This is a genomic window from Alteromonas confluentis (genome assembly GCF_001757105.1).
Taxonomy (GTDB): domain Bacteria; phylum Pseudomonadota; class Gammaproteobacteria; order Enterobacterales; family Alteromonadaceae; genus Alteromonas; species Alteromonas confluentis.
This window is the reverse complement of record NZ_MDHN01000003.1, coordinates 40,666-61,519: the sequence shown is the minus strand read 5'-3', so window position 1 is coordinate 61,519 and position 20,854 is coordinate 40,666. Positions and strand designations below refer to the sequence as shown.

19 protein-coding genes and 4 tRNA genes are annotated in these 20,854 nt (G+C 48.2%); 18 read left to right on the top strand and 5 right to left on the bottom strand.

All coding sequences use genetic code 11. From position 1 onward, the window contains the following. The 4 genes from BFC18_RS00660 to BFC18_RS00645 all read left to right on the top strand — a co-directional run bounded on the left by BFC18_RS00660 (position 1) and on the right by BFC18_RS00645 (position 6,467). A complete protein-coding gene (locus BFC18_RS00660) occupies positions 1-900 on the top strand; it encodes a GGDEF domain-containing protein (RefSeq protein ID WP_070123263.1) in 900 nt (299 codons plus the stop codon). Beyond that, entirely contained in the window at positions 897-1,919 is a 1,023-nt protein-coding gene (locus BFC18_RS00655) for an AraC family transcriptional regulator ligand-binding domain-containing protein (RefSeq protein ID WP_083272837.1), read from the top strand. The genes BFC18_RS00660 and BFC18_RS00655 overlap by 4 nt, the downstream gene beginning before the upstream one ends. A 160-nt stretch (positions 1,920-2,079) precedes the next feature. Continuing rightward, the gene (gene hrpA, locus BFC18_RS00650; RefSeq protein WP_070123262.1) at positions 2,080-5,985 is read left to right on the top strand and encodes an ATP-dependent RNA helicase HrpA; all 3,906 of its coding nucleotides are present in this window, start codon (positions 2,080-2,082) and stop codon (positions 5,983-5,985) included. 179 nt (positions 5,986-6,164) lie between these two features. Then, entirely contained in the window at positions 6,165-6,467 is a 303-nt protein-coding gene (locus BFC18_RS00645; protein ID WP_070123261.1) for a PilZ domain-containing protein, read from the top strand. Positions 6,468-6,471: 4 nt separating this feature from the next. Here the strand turns inward: BFC18_RS00645 and BFC18_RS00640 are convergent, their stop codons facing one another. Further along, positions 6,472-7,665 carry a class I SAM-dependent rRNA methyltransferase gene (locus BFC18_RS00640; protein ID WP_070123260.1) on the bottom strand — a complete coding sequence of 398 codons (1,194 nt, stop codon included), beginning with the start codon at positions 7,663-7,665 and terminating at the stop codon, positions 6,472-6,474. A 133-nt stretch (positions 7,666-7,798) separates the two neighbouring features. On the opposite strand from BFC18_RS00640, the gene BFC18_RS00635 reads away from it, so the two are divergent. Together BFC18_RS00635 and BFC18_RS00630 are read left to right on the top strand one after the other, a co-directional pair. Beyond that, positions 7,799-8,776: an NAD(P)H-quinone oxidoreductase gene (locus BFC18_RS00635; RefSeq protein ID WP_070123259.1), complete on the top strand. Its 978-nt coding sequence runs from the start codon at positions 7,799-7,801 to the stop codon at positions 8,774-8,776. 128 nt (positions 8,777-8,904) lie between these two features. Next, complete coding sequence (locus BFC18_RS00630) at positions 8,905-9,780, top strand: AraC family transcriptional regulator (protein ID WP_070123258.1); 876 nt, start codon at positions 8,905-8,907, stop codon at positions 9,778-9,780. 90 nt (positions 9,781-9,870) lie between these two features. Here the strand turns inward: BFC18_RS00630 and BFC18_RS22090 are convergent, their stop codons facing one another. Then, positions 9,871-10,116 (bottom strand): BrnA antitoxin family protein, encoded by a 246-nt coding sequence (locus BFC18_RS22090; protein WP_425388340.1) that lies wholly within the window; start codon positions 10,114-10,116, stop codon positions 9,871-9,873. A 228-nt stretch (positions 10,117-10,344) separates the two neighbouring features. Between BFC18_RS22090 and BFC18_RS00625 the strand changes: the two genes are divergently transcribed. Both BFC18_RS00625 and BFC18_RS00620 read left to right on the top strand, forming a co-directional pair. Next, positions 10,345-11,508, top strand: a complete 1,164-nt coding sequence (locus BFC18_RS00625; protein ID WP_070123257.1) for an alpha/beta hydrolase — start codon at positions 10,345-10,347, stop codon at positions 11,506-11,508. Between the two features lie 70 nt (positions 11,509-11,578). Next, positions 11,579-12,640, top strand: coding sequence for an NAD(P)H-dependent flavin oxidoreductase (locus tag BFC18_RS00620; protein WP_070123256.1), 1,062 nt, complete (start codon positions 11,579-11,581; stop codon positions 12,638-12,640). Positions 12,641-12,784: 144 nt separating this feature from the next. On the opposite strand, the gene BFC18_RS00615 is transcribed toward BFC18_RS00620, so the two are convergent. From BFC18_RS00615 to rnhA, 3 genes are all read right to left on the bottom strand, one after another. Continuing rightward, a complete protein-coding gene (locus BFC18_RS00615; RefSeq protein ID WP_070123255.1) occupies positions 12,785-13,123 on the bottom strand; it encodes an FKBP-type peptidyl-prolyl cis-trans isomerase in 339 nt (112 codons plus the stop codon). A 62-nt stretch (positions 13,124-13,185) separates the two neighbouring features. After that, entirely contained in the window at positions 13,186-13,935 is a 750-nt protein-coding gene (locus BFC18_RS00610) for a nucleoside hydrolase (protein ID WP_070123254.1), read from the bottom strand. A 23-nt stretch (positions 13,936-13,958) separates the two neighbouring features. Further along, positions 13,959-14,423: a ribonuclease HI gene (gene rnhA, locus BFC18_RS00605; protein WP_070123253.1), complete on the bottom strand. Its 465-nt coding sequence runs from the start codon at positions 14,421-14,423 to the stop codon at positions 13,959-13,961. 139 nt (positions 14,424-14,562) lie between these two features. Here rnhA and dnaQ point away from each other — a divergent pair, with 139 nt between their 5' ends. From dnaQ to lolE, 10 genes are all read left to right on the top strand, one after another. Continuing rightward, positions 14,563-15,276 (top strand): DNA polymerase III subunit epsilon, encoded by a 714-nt coding sequence (gene dnaQ, locus BFC18_RS00600; protein WP_070123252.1) that lies wholly within the window; start codon positions 14,563-14,565, stop codon positions 15,274-15,276. Continuing rightward, positions 15,252-16,688: a TIGR03503 family protein gene (locus BFC18_RS00595; RefSeq protein WP_083272841.1), complete on the top strand. Its 1,437-nt coding sequence runs from the start codon at positions 15,252-15,254 to the stop codon at positions 16,686-16,688. The genes dnaQ and BFC18_RS00595 overlap by 25 nt, the downstream gene beginning before the upstream one ends. Positions 16,689-16,937: 249 nt before the next feature. Continuing rightward, positions 16,938-17,014 (top strand) — tRNA-Asp (locus BFC18_RS00590). Between the two features lie 30 nt (positions 17,015-17,044). Next, positions 17,045-17,121, top strand: a tRNA-Asp gene (locus tag BFC18_RS00585). A gap of 25 nt (positions 17,122-17,146) precedes the next feature. Next, positions 17,147-17,223: transfer RNA gene (locus BFC18_RS00580), tRNA-Asp, on the top strand. 28 nt (positions 17,224-17,251) lie between these two features. After that, positions 17,252-17,328 (top strand) — tRNA-Asp (locus BFC18_RS00575). 196 nt (positions 17,329-17,524) lie between these two features. Continuing rightward, positions 17,525-18,193 carry a HupE/UreJ family protein gene (locus BFC18_RS00570; protein ID WP_070123319.1) on the top strand — a complete coding sequence of 223 codons (669 nt, stop codon included), beginning with the start codon at positions 17,525-17,527 and terminating at the stop codon, positions 18,191-18,193. Positions 18,194-18,208: 15 nt separating this feature from the next. Beyond that, complete coding sequence (locus tag BFC18_RS00565; protein ID WP_070123250.1) at positions 18,209-18,739, top strand: hypothetical protein; 531 nt, start codon at positions 18,209-18,211, stop codon at positions 18,737-18,739. Positions 18,740-18,876: 137 nt separating this feature from the next. Beyond that, the gene (gene lolD, locus BFC18_RS00560) at positions 18,877-19,563 is read left to right on the top strand and encodes a lipoprotein-releasing ABC transporter ATP-binding protein LolD (protein ID WP_070123249.1); all 687 of its coding nucleotides are present in this window, start codon (positions 18,877-18,879) and stop codon (positions 19,561-19,563) included. Next, complete coding sequence (lolE, locus tag BFC18_RS00555; RefSeq protein ID WP_070123248.1) at positions 19,560-20,795, top strand: lipoprotein-releasing ABC transporter permease subunit LolE; 1,236 nt, start codon at positions 19,560-19,562, stop codon at positions 20,793-20,795. Before lolD ends, lolE begins: the two co-directional genes overlap by 4 nt. Positions 20,796-20,854 lie beyond the last annotated feature (59 nt).

Genomic DNA, 20,854 nt, shown 5'->3' with positions numbered 1-20,854 from the left:
ATGAATCCTGTATATCGTAACCGACAGAGTCATCTGATTGGTGCCAGCGTTGGCGCACAGAGCATTGCTGTGTACTTAAGTTTATCCCACGGTGTACTGCGCCATGCAGCAGAAATTGATTGGTTTGATGTACTCGGCGAAGGTTGCGTATTGTTGTTCGCTTTAACCTGGATCGTCGCCGCGATCATCAGCCGTCCGCCGGGCAGGGTAACCACGTTGTTAGTGGCAGGACTCAATTGCTTTGCGTTTACCGCATTACTCGATTTTCTTGATGAGAGTATGAGCTACTCGGCTGCCCATGAATGGTTGAGTATGCTTGAATCTATGCCAGCTGCTTTTGGCATGGTGGTGATGTCGGCGGCACTCATAGGCTGGCATAAGGAACAAAAGGCGCTGAATCGCCAGCTTGAGCGCAGAGAGTGGTCGTATCGGAATCACGAGCAAATCGATCCGGTCACGCAGCTTTATCAGGCCGACTATTGGCGGGCGCGAGTGAACGATGCCAAATCTCATCAGCTTAGCGGCTGTGTGATGATGCTGGATATTAATAGATTCTCGTCGTTCAACGAAAATCACGGTTACCAGGAAGGTGATCGTTTCTTACAAGACATAGCCCGCTTATTGATAATGCATGTCAGGGCATCTGATCTCGTGTGTCGTTTCGCCGGTGACAGATTTGTGTTCCTGATGCCGGAACTCTCCTGTGAATCCGCTACAAGACTGGCAAGTGATATTCAGGTATCCATACGTCATCTCGCGTTTAAATGCGGGGCAAATACCACGGCATTGTTTCAGTCTGCCCGGGTGTCGGTGTTGAATATCAACGATGGCACTGATGCCGATAATCTGCTGTGTATGCTGCAAAGCCGACTCAACAGCCAGGATTTCCACGCTGCATGAGTAAACGGCAATTAATGATGTCTAACACGATGATTGCTCAGGACACACGGTACATTCCTGCGCAGCCGCTATGCCAGGTCGTGGTCGATATTTGTCGCTCCCTTGGCGTGGCTGAACATAAATTACTGCGCGGTACAGGCATATTTGAAGCAGACATCCGGGATAACGGGAAGGTATCGGTGCTGCAATTGGCCGCATTACTGGTTAATGCGGAAAAACTGAGCGGTGCAAGAGAACTAGGGTTTCTTATTGGTCAGGCATTAGCAACGTCACACAACAAAGGCTTTTTGAATGCCCTGGGTTACAGCCGCGATTTAAATCAGGCTTTACGGTTACTGTCGGCCTTTATTAATCAGGTATGCTCGCTGGTATCATTTGGCGAATATCGTCAGGGCAGTGCCAGACTGTTCACGTTTAGAGATGCCGCTGGCCATCACAAAGCGTTTGGTATTGCATCGATGATTGTTTGTTCGGCTATGGTTTCAATCAGTAAACTGTGGTGTGGTCACCGGTTACCGCTAACCTTCCATTTCCCCTTCAGCCGCCCCAGACACATCGCGGAATTTGAAATGTATCTGGGCCGAAAGTTACATTTCGATTCACCTTGTTTTAGTGTGACTGTTTCTGAAAATGCATTGGTTGAACCGTTTTCCAGGGCCGACAGCTTTTTGCTTATGGCTTCGGTTCATCATTTCGCTAAAACGCGAAAAGTAGGGGCCTTGTTACCGCAAATTATCAGAAATATGGTTACGCGTAACCCTCAGATTGCTGCGCTGGACGTGGCTCAAGCCCTTGATATAAGCCCCGCCACGCTAAAACGTAAACTTAAAGAATGCAACACCACCTTTTCTGCACTTAACGACGAAGTGCGCCGTGAACAGGCGGTATTTTTACTGCGCATTTGCCGATTAACTAACGAGCAAAGCGCGCTGAACATGGCCATTTCCGACCTGACCAATTTCCGCCGGGCTGTAAAGCGCTGGACCGGGCGTACTCCCAGCGAACTCAGAGGTCACTAGACGCAGCGAGCCGAGTCTTTCAGGCCGATTGACGACGACACAGTGTTTTACGACATGCGTCTTTATGCGGTGAGACATTGTGATAAACTATTCGTCTTTTTTGTCGTACTTATCCGGAACGACCAAAATTACTGATTAGTCTTGTTGTAAGGAAAGTGTCTTGTCTTCAGAACCTGCCGCACCGTCAGTTTCTTCGCTGTTTAATGAATTATCTCACTGTATGCTGGCCGACCGCTTCCCTCTGCGTCGTCGATTGCAAAAAGTGTCTTCACTGATTAAAGAAAAGTCGCCCAAAGCGGGTGAAGCTGTTGCTGATGTTAGCCAACGTATAGAAGATTCGAAAACACGTCGTCAGTGGCGGGCAGATAACCTGCCGGAGATTGAGTATCCGCCGCTGCCGGTGAGCGATAAAAAAGACGACATTAAAGCCGCCATCGAAGCCCATCAGGTTGTGATTGTTGCCGGTGAGACCGGTTCAGGTAAAACCACTCAGTTGCCGAAGATTTGTCTCGAATTAGGGCGGGGCGTAAACGGCATGATTGCCCACACCCAACCACGACGACTGGCGGCCCGCAGCGTGGCTAGTCGTATTGCGGAAGAACTGAAAACGCCGCTGGGTGATAAAGTCGGCTTTAAAATTCGCTTTTCCGATCAGGTCAGCGATGCCAGCTACGTGAAACTGATGACTGACGGTATGCTACTGGCTGAAATGCAGCAGGACCGCTTCCTTAATCAGTACGACACCATCATTATCGATGAAGCCCACGAACGTAGTTTGAACATCGACTTTTTGCTGGGCTATCTGCGACAGCTGCTCGACAAGCGTCCGGAGCTGAAGCTCATTATCACCTCGGCGACCATCGATCCAGAACGGTTCAGCCGACACTTTAACGATGCGCCCATTGTGGAAGTGAGCGGTCGGACCTATCCGGTGGAGATTCGCTATCACGATCCGGAAGATCGTAGCGATGATGCCGATCAGACTGAAGCCATTGTTGCGGCAGTGGATGAGCTGCGTAACGAAGCGCCCGGCGACATCCTGGTGTTTTTAAGTGGTGAGCGTGATATCCGTGATACCCAGGACGCATTGCAAAAACAAAAATACCGTAATACGGAAATCGTCCCGCTTTACGCTCGCTTGTCGGCAGCAGAACAGAACCGTATTTTTCAGTCTCACAGCGGCCAGCGTATTGTACTTGCCACCAATGTTGCCGAAACCTCGCTCACCGTTCCGGGCATAAAGTATGTTATCGATCCGGGGACCGCGCGGATTTCTCGCTACAGTGCCAGAAGCAAGGTACAGCGCCTTCCTATTGAACCGATTTCCCAGGCTTCCGCGAACCAGCGGGCCGGGCGATGTGGCCGTGTTTCTAACGGTATTTGTATTCGCTTGTACAGCGAGGACGATTACCTTGGCAGACCGGAATTTACCGATCCGGAAATTCTGCGTACGAATTTGGCGTCGGTTATTCTTCAGATGCTGGCACTGGGCTTAGGTGACATCGGCGCATTTCCGTTTGTCCAGCCGCCAGACAGCCGTAATATCACCGACGGTTTCCGTTTACTGGAAGAAATTCAAGCCATAGCCCGTAGCAAAGGGCAGCCGAAACTTACGCAAATGGGTCGCAATATTGCCCGTTTGCCTATCGACCCTCGTTATGCCCGCATGGTGATTGAAGCCGGGAGAACCAATGCTCTGCGGGAAGTGATGGTTATCGCTGCCGGTTTATCTATTCAAGACCCCCGAGAGCGGCCACAAGAGAAACGTCAGCAAGCCGATGAGAAGCATAACGAACACCGCGACAAAGATTCCGACTTTATCAGTCTGTTTAATCTGTGGCTGGCGTTCCGTGAGCAGCAGGCAGCACTGACCAATAATCAATTGCGTAAATGGTGTAAAACGAATTTTATTAATTACCTGCGCATGCGTGAATGGCAAGACATTGTCAGTCAGTTGAAAAAATCAGTGGCCGAAATTGGTCTTGGGATCAGTAAGCAGGAAGCGGATTTCCAGTCTGTGCATCAGGCGCTATGCAGTGGCTTGCTGTCGCATCTTGGAATGAAAGACAAGGAGCGGGAATACTTAGGCTCACGCAATACCAAATTCATGATTTTCCCGGGCTCGGGATTATCGAAAGCGCAGCCCAAATGGATCATGGCCGCTGAGCTGGTGGAAACGTCCCGTTTATTCGCTCGCATGAACGCCAAGATCGATCCTGCCTGGGTAGAACCGCTGGCAAAACACGTGACGCAATCGAGCTATTCCGAGCCGCACTGGTCGAAAAAACAAGGTGCGGTGATCTCGTTTGAAAAAGTGACGCTGTTTGGCCTACCCATCGTGCCAAAACGTTCAGTGGTATACAGCAAAATCGACGCCCATGTGTCGCAGGATTTATTCATTCGCCATGCGTTGATTGAAGGTGACACCAAGCTGAATGACAAGGTGTTGCAGGACAATCAGGCGCTGCTCGAACAGGTTGATGAGCTGGAAAAGAAAACCCGTCGCCGTGACATTCTGGTAGACGAAGAATCGCTGGTTAACTTCTATGCCATGCGCTTGCCGGTAGAAGTGAACAACGAAGCGGCATTCAGAAAATGGTGGCAAAAGCAGCCAGACAAATCGGTTCTGGCGTTTACCGAAGACGACGTGTATCGCCAGCAGCCAGGTCAAGCTACCGCCAATGCGTTTCCGGATGTGTGGAAGCAAGGCACCATTACCTTACCCTTACGCTATCATTTCGAGCCAAACGCCGAAAACGATGGTGTTACCGTTACCATCCCATTACCGATTCTGAATCAGGTGAGTGAAAAAGGCTTCGACTGGCTGGTACCGGGGTTGCGTCATGAACTCATCGTGAGCCTTATTCGCGGCCTGCCGAAACGCTTACGCAAGAATTTTGTACCGGCCCCCAACTATGCTGACGCTTGTCTGGAAGATATCAATCAGTTTGATAAGCAGGGGCAGCCTGTACCGCTATTGCAGGCGCTATCTGACAAACTTCGCCGAATGACAGGTGTTACGATAGAGCAAGAGGAGTGGCAAACTGATCAGTTGGAACGTCACCTGAAAATGCATTTTGCCGTAGTTAATGGCAAAGGCGCAGTGATTGAGCAAGGTGACGACCTCGAAGCGCTGAAAAAGCAATGCCAGGGGCAGGTTAAAGCGACCTTTGAAAAAGCAGCGACGCCAGAACTTGAGCGTAAAGGCTTACAAGAATGGGACTTTGATAAACTGCCCGCTACCTTCACCCAAAAGATGGGCGGGTTCGAGGTGCAGGCATTTCCTGCACTGGTACCCAAGGGTGATAAAGTTGACATCGTGCTGGTGGATGAAGCCGACAAAGCCCGAGCTGAACATCAACGTGGTGTCAACGTACTGATTCGAAATGCGATGCCATCGCCGCTGAGCTATTTGCAAAGTAAGTTACCGAATAAAGCCAAGTTGGGATTGTACTTTAATCCGTTTGGTCAGATTAAAGCCCTGATTGACGATTGTATTTTGGCTGGAATCGATGACTTAACCCGCCGCTTTATGCAAGAACATAACTCTGAAATTCGTGACGCAGACACGTTTAAAGCCTGTTTGGATGTTGTGCGTGCAGAGATTAACGACGTGGTGCTGGATATCGCGAAACAGGTCGAGGAAGGTCTCACGTTGGCACACCAGTGTCAGAAACAAATGAAAGGAAACGTGCCGCTGAATATGGTTAGCGCGTTGGGCGATGTAAAACAGCATCTTGGCACATTGGTTTACCCTGGATTCGTTACCGATCTTGGAAGACAACGACTGAGCGACTGGAACCGTTATATCAAGGGACTCGCACGTCGTCTTGAGAAGCTGCCCATCGATCCGAATAAAGATCGCATGCATCAGCATACCGTTGAGAAGGCAGAAGCGGCGTATAAAAAAGCGTGCAATAAATTCCCGGCGGATAAAGTGCCTGCAGAATTGGCTGAAATTCGCTGGATGATTGAAGAACTCAGAGTGTCATTGTTTGCTCAACAGCTAGGAACGGCTTATCCCGTTTCAGCCAAACGGGTATTGAATGCATTGGAGAATTTCTAGTAATAAAGTAAGGGCGCTATCGCACCTTTAATTTAAAGGGGTGAGGGATATACCATCATATTCTTTCGCATATCAAACTTTGCGCTATTAGCGGGTAAACTAAGTTGACATAAGCAGGGTCCCGTCCTATAAGAGATGGGTACTTTATTAAGTTGTAACTGAGGTTGGGAGAAGTAAACGTGTTGGGATACGACGATAAAAGAAATTTTTTCAGAATGATGGTGAATTCACCCTGTCAGGTTCAGATTAACGATGAAGAATCGAGCCGGACTCACCAAGCTGTATGTAAAGACATCAGCGCGACTGGAATGTCTTTGGAAGTAGAAGAGCCGTCTATTGAAGTGGGTACACAGGTAAACGTATCTATAGACTCTAACAGCTCGCAAATTCCATCGTTATCCGCACTGGCAACCGTGGTTCGCTGTGTTCCGGAAACCGAAGAAAGCTGTATTATCGGTGTGGAAATCTCAGAAATGAAGTAACTGATCACAGATCAGTTACTTCGCATACCAACCCTTTCAGGTAGTAGCCTTCCGGATACGTTCCTATCACCGGGTGGTCTTTTGCCTGCGTCAGGCGTTCAACTATCTTAATTGTCTTGCCGGCATCCAGCGCGGCATCGGCCACAATCTTTTGAAATAAATCGGCTGGCATCAGGCCCGAACAACTGAATGTTAGCAACAAACCGCCTGATTTCACCGCGTGCATTCCGTACATGTTAATGTCTTTGTAGCCACGTGATGCACGGCCCAGCGACGCTTTGCTGTCGACAAATTTGGGTGGGTCGAGGATCACCATATCAAACTGGCGCTGCTCTTCGTGATACTTGCGCAAAACCTGAAACACATCACCGTTCACCATGTCGCAACGCGCACGGTCGAGGTCGTTGATTTCAAGGTGTTTGGCTGCAAGAGCGAGTGCCGGATCAGACACATCCACATTAGTGACATGTTTCGCGCCGCCTTGTAGCGCATAACACGAGAATGTACCGGTATAACTGAAACAGTTCAGTACCTCTTTATCTTTGGCGTAGCGGCCGGCAGCGGCACGGGCATCACGCTGATCGAGGTAAAAACCGGTTTTATGGCCGTTGCGAATGTCTACCTGGATCTGAATACCATTCTCGAGAATAGTGACCACCGGTTCCGGGTCGCCATGAAGCGTCTGCACCAGGGGTTCCAACCCTTCTTTTGCACGCACATCCACGTCGCTGCGTTCAAAAATGTCTTTCCCCGGCAGCACTTTTTTCAAAGCCCACACAATCTTGTCTCGTTGCTTATCAGCACCGGCACTTAACAGTTGCACCACAATCACCGTGTTGTACACGTCTATAGTCACGCCAGGCAATCCGTCAGATTCTGAAGCGATAAGGCGATAACTGTTGGTGTTTTTGCTGATCACCAGATTCTCACGGAGGGTGAGGGCTGTGGTAAGACGGCGAACAAAAAAACCGTTGTCTACGGGTTCATCTTTGTTGAATGTCCACATGCGTACACGTAATTGTGATTCCGGTGACCAAGCGCCACGGCCCAGCCAGTCACCTTCTGCACTTACCACATCAACGGTGTCTCCGCTGCGGCAACGTCCGTTTACCGTGGCGACGGCGCTGGCAAAAACCCAGGGATGACGACGGCGCAGTGATTTATCACGTTGAGGTTGTAAGACGACGGTGGCAGACATTGTTATGATAACCCTTAGATGAAAGTGGCGCGCAGTATAGCTTTTCTCATTATCCGGCGCGACTTTTGAACCGAATATTTGTGACGACCATAGGTATCTTTGAATTCAGATCGTCAAACCAGGGAGTACAGCGATGCGATATATCGATTTCGAAAAGGGCGCGGGGCCTGAATCTTTGCAGATCAGTGAAACAAACACCCCTGTTGTTGCCAGTGGCCAGGTACTCGTTAAAGTGCACGCGTTTGGGGTTAACCGTGCTGACACCTTGCAACGCCAGGGAAAATACCCGCCACCACCAGGTGAAAGCGACATTCTCGGGCTCGAAGTGTCCGGGGAAGTGACCGACGTTGCCGATGATGTCACTCACTGGAAAGTGGGCGATAAGGTATGCGGTTTGGTCGCGGGCGGCGGCTACGCTGAATATGTGGCAGTAGATGCCCGTCATCTTATGCCGGTGCCAGAGAGTATGTCGTTGACACACGCCGCAGGGCTCACGGAGGTGTTTCTTACCGCCTGGCAAGCATTATTCACCATTGGTAACCTGCAACCTCAGGATAAAGCCCTTATTCATGCCGGTGCCAGCGGTGTTGGCCTGGCTGCACTGCAGCTTTGCAAACTGAAGGGCATTGCCACAGCGACCACCGCGTCTTCTGAAGATAAACTGGCACAGTGCCGTGACATGGGCGCTAACCTTACCATTAATTACAAAGAACAGGATTTTGCAGCCGTCTTGAAAGACACCTGGCCCGAAGGCGTAAACTTTGTGCTCGACTTTGTGGCAGGGGATTACCTGAACCGTAATTTAAAAGTACTCGCGCAAGATGGACACATTGTTTACCTGGCCATGTTGGCAGGACGCTTTGCTGACAAGTTGGATATGGCATTGATGTTGGGCAAACGCGCCCGCATTCAGGGGTCAACACTCAGAAACCGCAGTGATAGTTACAAAGCTGATTTAATTCGTGATTTCTGCGAACACGGCTTACCGGGTTTTGACGACGGTACGCTCAAAGTAAATGTCGATACAGTATTGCCGGATGAAGAGGTCGCCACTGCCCATGCCCGCCTTGAAGCCAACGATAGTCGCGGCAAAATCATTGTTGAGTGGTAATGAATGCGAGATTCATCTAACAGGTATGTTGTGGTGAATCTCCTCTAGCAGCAAAAACGGTCAGGCGCAGCAGATGGGAAGCAGGTAAACTACAGCAACATTTTTACCCCGTGACTTGATGAGACAGAATGCGCGCTGATACAAGAATCGTTTTTGAAAAAGTCATAGCCTGGCTGGAATCTAATAGTGGTATAACGCCTAATTTGGACGAACTGGCGGCGGTGGCTGGTTTGTCCCGGCATCATTTTCACCGCCAGTTTTCTACAACCTTCGGGATTAGCCTGCAAACGCTCATGCGAAGGGTTCGGACACATCGCGCCGCCTGGCAACTCGCTTATCGCCATTCTATGTCTGTCACTGATATTGGGTTTGAGGCAGGCTATGAAAACAGCGAGAGCTTCAGCAGGGCTTTCAAACGTCAGACAGGCGTGACACCCAGCGAATTCCGGCATTCTCCGGACCTTGAGCGCATAACGCAGCTCGCCAATGCGGTAAGGGTGCTGGACAGTGAGACTCCAGACAATACCGCTACGGATACGTCTGCACCGGCTTTAGTTCAGTTTGAAGGTGTAAAGCTGGCACAGCTTCTTCATATGGGGTCACCACAAATGCTGATGGCTTCCGTTGGTGCCTTTATTCAATGGCGAAAGTTGAATGGCTCGCCGCCTTCTGAAAGCCGGACGTTTAACATCTTTTATTCTAAACCTGATAATAGCGAACCTGAGGCCTTTACCTTCGGTATTGCGGCAGAGCATAACAAAGGCATAGCGCCAAATAAGCAGGGCGTTTCTGAAGCCCACATTCCCGCTTTGCATTGTTTAAGCTGGACAGAAACTGGCAGCGACGGCAAGTTACAGCGACGTATTGAACAGGTTATTGGCGAAGGGGGTTATGACTGGGACTTCGAACAATTCCCACCATTCATAGAGCGACTGCGCTTTTACCCGGATGTGCCTTTGGAAGAGGCGCAAAGTAGGGTGTATTTGCCGGTGCAGGCTCAGTAATTGTAGTGGCGACATAGCATGCAAGGGCACTTTGTTGTGTCCCTGCTCACGATTGATGTGTCTGCAATGTCGCAGGATTCTTAATGCATGTTATGCCTCAGCATGCCAGGAGATGTCGATTTTACGATGTTGAGTTACACAATCGCGTAGATATAAGTTGATCAAACTTTGATAAGGGACACCATTCTCTTCAGACATTTTTTTAAAATAATCAATAACGTCTTCACTTAGCCGCATGGTCACAGGCTTCTTTAACTTTGAAGTATAAGGGTTTTTTCGTGATTTCATTGTTGATAAATCATATTTACATTGTATGTACGAAATGATTGGAGTCAATTGGCCCCTAACTCCGGTTAGAAGTACGGTTGATGTCGATGAAATTCGGGTGAAGCGATTAAGCCCATGAATCCCGGTAAGAGCATCGGGGGATTTAATATGTGTTAGAGGCTTAGCCTATTTTCACTCATAGCACAATTATTTAAGAATATGAAAAATAAACCAAATTGTAACCCACAACATGCACTGATAAGCTGTTAAGGTAGAAGAAAAATTACAAGGGTAAGTATGAAGTATTTCAAATGGTTGTTTACTGCGGCATTGCTTGCGTCTTCGTTTCAAAGTCTGGCAAATGATTACGAAGTGGTGAACATAGATTCAGAGGTATTGGACGAACGGCGGCAATATCAGGTTTTACTGCCAGAGGATTATTTCTCCACATCGCAAAATTATCCCGTAATTTACCGGCTTGACGGCGCTGAGAATATTCCTCTGATGAAAGAGGTCTTAGGCAGATTACAAAAAGCTGACGCCGCTCCCGACGTTATCATCGTTGCGATTGAAAATACCGACAGACTCCACGACATGTATCCTACAGTTAATCAGGACAGAAATGGCCCAGTTGGTATTGGCGGCGGGGCTAAAAAGTTTCTTGCGTTCATCGAGCAGGAACTGATCCCCGATGTGGAAAAACGGTATCGCACACATTCAACCCGAATTATCGCCGGGGCATCAGCTGCTGGCGTGTTTAGTTTGTATGCCATGCAGCAGCGCCCGGGCCTTTTCAATGCGCATATCGCTTATAGTCCTGCGGTTTGGTGGAATGCGGGGGCGATGGTGGAACGAACCAAAAAGTGGCTGTCTACTAAACCTTCTGAATCAGCCTATGTTTATATGAATATGGGGAATGAAGGGCTTCCAATGCGACCGTATTACGACGCGCTGTTAACGGCGTTTTCAAATCATGAAAACCCCCATCTAAGTTTAGTCCTAAACGAACATCCTGGTGTATCTCACGGGCTCACATCGGCGGCTGGCATTTTTAACGCTTATCAGTCATTTTTCCTGAGTAAAACATTTCCCCGGGAGAAAGTGACTGCAAATATGCAAGTTATCGATAATTACTATCGGCGGTTAGGTGAACAATGGGGTATAGACCCAACGCCACCAGAAAATGTGGTTCGCGAATTGGGTTACTACTTTGACTGGCAGAAAAAGCCCCATTTAGCCATGATGCTGTATAAGCATAATATGTCCCATCATCTTGAAAACCCTGATGCAATTGCCGGTGTTGCGTATGGCTATGAAGGGCAAAACAAACTCAGGGAAGCGCTGACGTATGCGAAAAAAGCGTTGGCTGTCGCTACAGAAGATATTCCTTACTACGATTATTTTGTTGAGAATGTAGCGCGCTTAGAAAACAAATTGAAAGGCACAGAGAAAGCGAATTAATTCGCTTTCTCTGGAGTGTTATATCAAGAGATGAAAATAACACACGCAATGAGAAATAAACGGGAAGTGTATGTATAAGCAGAACAGGTTTTGCTCCGATGTAGGCATTCATTATCCTATTATTCAGGCTCCTATGGCTGGTGTGTCAACGCCAGCGTTGGCTGCTGCAGTTTCAAATGCCGGTGGTCTTGGTTCATTAGGAATAGGTGCTAGCGATGTAAAAAGCGCAAAAAAACTCATCGAAGACACGCGTTTACTTACCAACAAGCCCTTCAATGTCAATGTGTTCTGTCATGAACCTGTCTCTCGTAATGACCAGGTAGAGCGCGCTTGGCTTGCTCACCTTTCGCCGTTGTTTGCAGAGCTGGATGAAATGGTGCCTGAAACGCTCAATGAAATTTATACGTCTTTCATTTCTTCAGACGATGTGTTTGAGATGTTGGTGGAAACAAAACCTGCTGTCGTCAGCTTTCATTTTGGTTTGCCATCAGATGAAAAGATTCATGCATTGAAAAAACGTGGAATTTACACCATCGCCACGGCAACCAACCCGGATGAAGCGCGCTTAGTTGAAGACAGCGGAATCAATGCCATTGTGGCCCAAGGGATTGAGGCGGGCGGTCACCGGGGTATTTTTGAGCCCAATACAACAGATGAAAAGCTAACGACCTCGGTGTTGACAAGAAAACTCGTAGCGCAAGGCAGTTTGCCAATCATCGCTGCGGGGGGCATTGTTGATGGCACGGGAATAAAAGCAGCAATGCATTTAGGCGCTGAAGCGGCTCAACTGGGAACGGCTTTTATTGTTTGCCCTGAATCTGCAGCCTCCAATGATTATAGAGCAGCGTTAACCAGCGAAAGATCACTGAAAACAAAGCTAACCAGCGCTATTTCAGGCCGCCCCGCGCGAGGTATCGTCAATCGCCTGATTTGCCATGGAGACAGTGATAAAACCGTTTTACCTGCATCGTATCCAGTGGCCTATGATGCCGCTAAAAAATTACACCGTGCGGCATCAAAGCAAGGTAATTTTGATTTTGCGGCTTATTGGTCTGGTCAGGGCGCGCCGTTGAAAAGAGCGCTTCCGGCCGACGACCTTGTAAGCCAGCTGGTCAAAGAATGCAATTGGTGAAATTAAAAGTGCCAATTAAGCTAAATTTACGCTTGATTGGTAGAAGCAAATTCGGGTTATTTTGACACGCGATACAAATAAAAATGGGATCATCACGATCCCATTTATATCTACCCGAATGATATTGCCACGTTTTCGGTGTTTTTAGTCATCCCGATTCAAAGCTTCAATCAGTTCAATTTCAAAATAGAGCTTACTGTTTGGCGGGATCTTGCCAATTTCTCGTTCTCCGTAACCCAGTGAGGCCGGTACCCACAGCTTTCGTGTGCCACCTTCGCGCATACCTTGAATTCCTTGAAACCAGCCCTGAATGACTTTGTTTTTTGATAATACGGTCTGAAATGGGCGGCCTTTTGCGTAGGATGAATCGAATTCTGTGCCATCTTCCAGCAGTCCGCGATAATGAGCGGTGATTAGTGCGCCTTTTTTCGCTTCTTTACCTTCTCCAACCACGGTGTCTTCAAATTTAATTTCGTCAGTCATTCTTAGTCTCTTCAATGCTCTATGGTAGAAGAGTAACGCAAATATCGATTGATGTTTATCGATTAAGCTTCAACATTGAGAAAATCTGCGAAGGTCAGGCGTGCGTCTAAACGGGTGTAAACTTTGATGGATCTGTCGTGCAGAATCTCCCCGTACGCCGAATCGGGCAGGATAGCGCTTGCGTTAACATTCTCAGAATAGCTACTTTCCGTAGACAAGGCTGTCAGTAGTACCAGGGGATGATCGACCATGGTCAGAGAGCCGCCCATTTCCACAAAGTCAGGTAATTCGGTATACAACGAATACAGCCAGCGGGTGGTATCGGACAAAGGGCGAAAATCGACTCTCATTTCAGCCACTGAGTACTGCATTTGTCGATATGCAGAAACAGGGATCTGGGTAACCGGTATTTGTGATTGCTCAAATACGTACTTGGCGGCGTTTATGTCGGTTGAAAAATTATATTCCCAACCGCCTGATGGGAAGTCGCCACCGCCAATCCACACCACTTCCATTTTATTTGCGATTTCCGGTTTAAGTTTTAGTGCTTCTGCTAGGTTTGTGAGCGGTCCACCAATCGTTATTGCCAGCGGTAAGGGGTCATCTCGCATCACTTCTTTCACAATAGCCATGGCTGCTGGTGAGGGTGAAGTTTGATTTTGCGCATTGATATAGTCGCGACCTTCATGCACGGTTATGGCACTGAGGTTCATTTTGTTTAACAGTGTTTGCGCTTTTTCTTTTCCGACTATTGCCGTGTTTTGTTTGTCGAAACTGGCTTCTGCAAATCTGGGATTCAACGCTGCTGGCATACTTCGCCACCAGCGCAAAGGCCTTATCCGCTAAAACCGTCATCATCCCGCGTAGGGGATTCCGCCGCGGCACGGGCCAAATCATCAACCCGTTCATTTTCCGGGTGGCCAGAATGGCCTTTTACCCAGTGCCAGTCGATATCGTGCTTCTTCACTGCTTCGTCGAGACGCTTCCAAAGGTCGGCGTTCTTTACTGGCTTTTTGTCTGCGGTGCGCCAGCCGTTCTTGCGCCAGTTTTTTATCCACTGGTTAATGCCGTTTTTCACATACTGGCTGTCGGTGGTGATGTCTACCTGACAGGGTTCCGTCAAACATTCTAAGGCGACCGATGGGGCCATCAACTCCATACGGTTGTTGGTAGTCATGTTAAACCCTTCACTGAGTTCCTTTTCGTGCTTACCATAAATCAGCAATGCGCCGTATCCGCCGGGGCCGGGATTCCCGAGACAAGAACCATCGGTGAAGATAGCGATTTTTTTCTTTGCCATAGTGAGGCCTTTTTTACTTCAGATTGTGTTTCTCTGCGATTGGCTTGGTATACTAATGAAGTGACAAGGGCTCTACCAGCGAAAACTGAAAATCCCTTCAACCATTCTTTATTGTGCAATAAAACAAGGTGTTGTAAACATGCGTCAGATTGTTCTGGATACGGAAACCACAGGTATCGAGCCGAAAGAAGGGCACCGTATCATCGAAATAGGCTGTGTCGAGGTGATTAACCGTAAGCTCACCGGTAATCATTTCCATGTTTATATTAATCCGCAGCGCATTGTAGAGCAGGAAGCAATTGAAGTTCACGGTATTACCAATGAATTCCTCGCCGATAAGCCTTTATTTGCCGATGTGGCACAGGATTTCATCGACTTTATCCGAGGCGGCCAGCTTGTCATTCACAACGCGGCTTTCGACGTGGGCTTTATGGATCATGAATTTGCCATGAACCCGGCAACGCGTTCGGTGAAAACGGCAGAAATATGTACTGTTCTTGATTCGTTATTGCTTGCCAGAAAAATGCATCCTGGCCAGAAGAACAACCTCGATGCATTGTGTCGTCGTTATGGCATAGATAACAGTCACCGTGAACTTCACGGCGCATTACTCGATGCGGAGATCCTGGCTGACGTTTATCTGTTAATGACCGGCGGCCAGACAAAATTGAATCTGGCGGGACAAAACAGTGGCAGTGGTGACGACGGCGCCATTCGCAGAGTGCAGCGTAACGGAAATAAATTAAAGGTTATCAGTGCCTCCGCCGATGAATTAGAACAACATGAGGCACGTCTGGATATCGTGCAAAAAAGCGGTGGAAAGTGTTTGTGGCGACCAGCTTCCGAAAATTAATTACTTCAATTTCCCTGGCTATCGTTGCCGCGATAGCCTGTTATATTCCTTTATCTGCGGCACAGCAGTCTCAGCCTGCGGCTGAACCCGTCGATACCAGTGTGCTTACCTCACTGGGCGACGACTACCAAAATTCCATCATTCTGCTTCAAAATCGTTTTCGCATTGACCACGAAGTGGATGAAGTCACGCTGATATTTTTCCGTGAGTTTGGCTCAGCTCCTGTCGTGCTCGTGCGGCCTGATGGGTCGAAAATTTTTAGCAGTCAGGCTGAAAAGAATAACGTCGAATGGTTCGATGATGACACCTTCGACATGATAAAGATTAAAAACCCTGTACCCGGCCCATGGCAAGCGGTGGGGCAGGTAATGCCTGAAAGCCGCGTGATGGTGATTTCAGAAATAGAATTGCATGCCGACCCGTTGCCTGCGGTCATATTCTCTGGAGAAGTGCTTAAGCAAACGGCTTATCTTACCAATGGTGGCAAACCCATCGATTATTCGCAGTTCCGTGATGTAGTGGATGTGTCCATTGAGTTGCGCAGTACGAATAACCCTAATTACGATAATTTCGGCGCTAACGTCGAACAAATTGCTCGTTTCGAAGACAACGGTCGTGGAATGGACGAGGCGCCGGAGGACGGCGTTTTTACCGGTCAGTTTAATCTGGCAATCCCTGCCGGCGAATGGCGCCCAGTATTCACCGTAAGCACACCGATGTTTTCCCGGGAGCAAGTTGACCCGGTCATTATGTTACATAAAAACCCGGTTACCATGCGTGAAGTGCTGAACGATGGCCAACAGGGTTATCACGATCTTTATATAGATGTGGTAAGAGACCAAATCGATATAGAGTCGTTATTAATAGACGGTAAGGTACGGTTCCCTAATGGAGACGTGCAGAATTTCTCAATTACCGAGCCATCCCCAGAACCCAGGCTACATCGCATATTAGCCTACGGTGAGGGCTTGTTCAGGGTGAAAATTACTGCCTATGCCACTACGGTAGATGGCAGAGACGTGATCCTTGATGTGCCTGAGTATACTTTTCGTGGAGAAGCACCAGACAGTGCCGAGGAAGGCGACGGCAGCGATGCGCCTGTCGATCTCGAAGCGCAGCTGATGGATAAAATGAACGCGCCCGAAATGCCAGTAACACCACCTGAAGAGCAGGGGATGGATGATGCGACACTTTATTTGCTCATCGGCGCAGTCAACGGCGGTATCATTTTAATTGGCGCGATTGTGGTGATTATTATCATCTGGCGACGAAAACGCGCGGCGAAGAAGTTGGCCATTAAAGACGACCAAACTTCGGCGACTGCAGAACCCGTTGAAAAGAAACCGGGATTTCTGGCGGGTTTACTGGCTAAGTTCAAGAAAAAGAAAGAACCCGACGCCAGTAGCGACTAAATCGGTACTGTTCGAGGCGCATTAAAAGTAAAGCTTATACATCTGTTTCTCAGTGAAAATGCTGCTCTGGTAGTCTATTTGATTTATATTGCAGCATTGTGGCGATTATTCAGTCAAACGGAACGAATTGACCTACTTTATCGAAAAAAACCGTTGACTCGACCATAGGGAATACGTATTATCTGCGCCGCAGTCAGGGCAGAGACTTGAATAAAGATTCTGCAAGCTGCTGAAAAAATTGAAAAAAGTGGAGCGGTAGTTCAGTTGGTTAGAATACCGGCCTGTCACGCCGGGGGTCGCGGGTTCGAGTCCCGTCCGCTCCGCCACTTTCAATAGCAAAACTAATATGGTTCTTCGGAGCGGTAGTTCAGTTGGTTAGAATACCGGCCTGTCACGCCGGGGGTCGCGGGTTCGAGTCCCGTCCGCTCCGCCATTTAGTTTCGCGCCTTCTCTTGTGTGGAGCGGTAGTTCAGTTGGTTAGAATACCGGCCTGTCACGCCGGGGGTCGCGGGTTCGAGTCCCGTCCGCTCCGCCATTCGAGAGTTCAGAACAAAAATGCCGTTGGAGCGGTAGTTCAGTTGGTTAGAATACCGGCCTGTCACGCCGGGGGTCGCGGGTTCGAGTCCCGTCCGCTCCGCCATTTCCCTTCTCGCTTTATCTTTTATTTCCAACCTCGTTAGTAATCATATTTTCCTTCTAAAATACGTCTTCGTTATTGAGTCTATTCACCAATTTATCTCGCTATCTTTTTGATAATTTGTAAAACTCCGTTGCTCATATCAAAATATAAGTCATTAAGGAGCGGGCAAGTGCCAGCTGCATTTTTAAGATGCTGCATTCTTTTCATTAGCATAGCAGCCACATTGTGGTGTACAGACGTTCTTGCTCACGGTGTTGATAACAACACTCGCGCTTTCCTTCAGCAGAATGAAGGCATTCAATTTATCCCGTTCCTTTATATCGGCGCAAAACACATGGTGACCGGTTACGATCACCTGCTATTCTTACTCGGCGTCATATTCTTTTTATATCGCAGTAAAGAAATCCTGCTTTTTGTTACCTTATTCACCATCGGCCACAGCACCACCTTGTTACTCGGTGTGCTGATGCACATTCAGGTTAATGCGTACCTCATCGATGCCATCATCGGTTTATCTGTTGTTTACAAAGGTTTTGATAATTTGGGTGGCTTTAAACGTTGTTTTAATTGGCAACCCGACGCCCGCGTGGCGGTTTTTATCTTTGGTTTATGTCATGGTTTCGGACTGGCAACTAAACTGCAAGAATTCGAACTGTCTGATAATGGCCTGTTTGCGAACCTCGTTGCTTTTAACCTCGGTGTGGAAGTAGGGCAATTCAGCGCGTTGGCTGTAATTTTGATTTTGATCACTGCCTGGCGTAAGTTGCCGTCTTTTCAACGTTTTGCAACTACCACCAATACACTGCTAATGAGTGCCGGGCTTATGCTTATGGGTTACCAGCTTACCGGCTATTTCCTCAGTTAACGTACAGAGAGCATCATGGAACATACCGTTAGTTCAAAAACATTGATTAAAGCATCATCAACCGCATTGCTCCTCGCTGCGATAACTCTAATGACCGTTATTCTTCCTGCTGAGTACAACATTGACCCTTCTGGCATAGGTAAAGCACTTGGGCTTACTGTATTAGCGGGAAATGACGAAATATCTCGGCCTTTGCAAAGTGAAGATGAGATAGCAGTCAGCGATACCTTTGAGGTAATTAATGTTACCGTTCCGGCAGGAAAGGGCGTGGAGTATAAATTTTCGATGCCACAGTACGCGAAAATGACTTACGAATGGATAACTGATGGGACACCATTGTATTTCGACTTACACGGCGAGCCAGAGGGCGACACCACGGGATATTTTGAGAGTTACGCGATATCCACTTCCACCGAAATGAAAGGAAGCTTTACTGTGCCTTTTGCGGGGAGTCATGGTTGGTATTGGCGGAACTACAGTGGGGAACCCGTGGTGGTTAAACTCTATGTGAAAGGTCAGTACATGGTTATCGGATTAAAACAGTAAATCAAATTTGAAGAAAACGGCCGCGCTGAGCGGTTTTCTCCCTACTGTTCTGCAATTTAAACGCTTCTTTGTTTGCCATTCATCACAGGCGCGATAGTATCTGCACTGTCAGAAACGAAATTAGAAGCGCTAAATAAATGGAAGCATTACTCGCCTGTCGCGGGATCACAAAAATCTATCACGACGGACAGACTGACACGCCTGTACTGTCAAACGTATCCTTATCTGTAAAACCATCTGAACATGTTGCTATTCTTGGCAGTTCGGGCTCCGGTAAAAGCACATTACTCCACATACTGGGTGGTTTAGACAAGCCAACGGAAGGTGAAGTGTGGTTTGAAGGAAAATCGATTACTTCGATGAAATCGGCGCAACTTGCTGCGCTGAGAAACCAGAAAATCGGGTTTATCTATCAGTTTCATCACTTGTTACCTGAATTCACCGCACTGGAAAACACGGCTATGCCACTGTTGATAGGTGGCGAAAGTCCGGCTAACGCAACGAAGCAAGCCGAGGAAATACTTGAAAAAGTAGCACTGTCTCATCGCATGCAGCACAAACCTTCTGCGCTGTCTGGTGGTGAACGTCAGCGTGTAGCCATTGCGCGCGCCTTGGTGAACCGTCCTGCTTTGGTGCTGGCCGATGAGCCAACTGGCAATCTCGACAATAAAACCGGTGAGCAGATCTATCAGCTACTCACATCACTCAGTGAAAGTTTAGGTACCAGCTTTGTGGTAGTAACACACGATAACGCTCTAGCTGCGCGAATGGACCGTATTCTACGCATCAAAGATGGCGTGCTTCATGGGGAGGCTAGCGCTTGAGTCTTGCGTGGCAATTAGCCTCTCGTTTTCGCCGGGCTAAACAGACAAACGGCTATATCTCGTTTATTTCATTCTCTTCAACACTGGGGATTGGTCTCGGTTGTTTTGTACTCATTGTGCTGCTATCAATCATGAACGGCTTTGAACGTGAGCTTTTAAACCGGATTTTAGCCGTCATTCCTCACGGCGAACTTTATTCAGTAAACAGTGAAGGGATCCGCGATTGGAAAAGCGAAATCGCGTTGTTGGAACAAGATGACAGAGTCGAAAGCATTGAGCCCTACACCCGAATTACTGGCATGTTACAGCACAAAGGGAATCTGCGAGCTGTAGAACTCACCGGACTTGATATGAGCCGGGCGAGTCACGATCGTTGGCTAAATCAGGTCTCGGCTGAAGATTGGCAACAATTCAAGGCAGACGAAGATTCAGTGCTGATTGGTCAGGGTCTGATGGACAAGCTTGAACTCGAAGCGGGAGATCGCATTAGCGTACTCATTCCTACCGCCACGGAAGATTTGTCGTTTAAAGCGCCGCATCTCATGCACCTCACTGTGGCTGGCAGGCTCAAAGTAGGCGGTGAAATGGATAATTATCTGGCTATGATGCACCTGGCCACAGCCTCGACGGAATCCGGTGTCACCACCGGTGCACAGGGTTTGCGTTTCATGCTTAAAGATCCTTACAGCGCTTATGAAACGATGCGGGATATTGGGTATAACTTTGACCAACCCGTGTATATTTCGTATTGGATGCGTACCCAAGGGCACTTATACAACGACATTCAACTGGTGCGTGTTGTTGTGATGATTGCGCTGACGCTGGTGATTGCGGTGGCCTGTTTTAATATTGTTTCCACACTGGTTATGTCGGTGCGCGAAAAGCAGGGGGCAATTGCTATTCTTCGTACCATGGGAGCGCCTGACAGCCTGATTCGCCGTACCTTTATGATGCAAGGCATGATTAACGGTGTCATTGGCATTGTGTGCGGTACGGTAGCGGCGGTGGTGATTGCTCCGAATCTGTCAGCCATTGTCGCAACTATCGAGTCGTGGACGGGCATTACACTGCTTTCCGGCGATATCTATTTTATTGACTTTTTGCCTTCGGAACTGCAATGGACTGATGTCATTCTTACGGTCGTAGTGGCATTTACACTTTGCTTGCTGGCAACCTGGTATCCGGCAAGACGGGCTGTGAATGTTGATCCTGCCCAGGCACTGAACCGCTAACAGTTCGAATTGAATAAAAAAAAGGGGCGCATTGGTAAAATGCACCCCTTTTCTTTTTG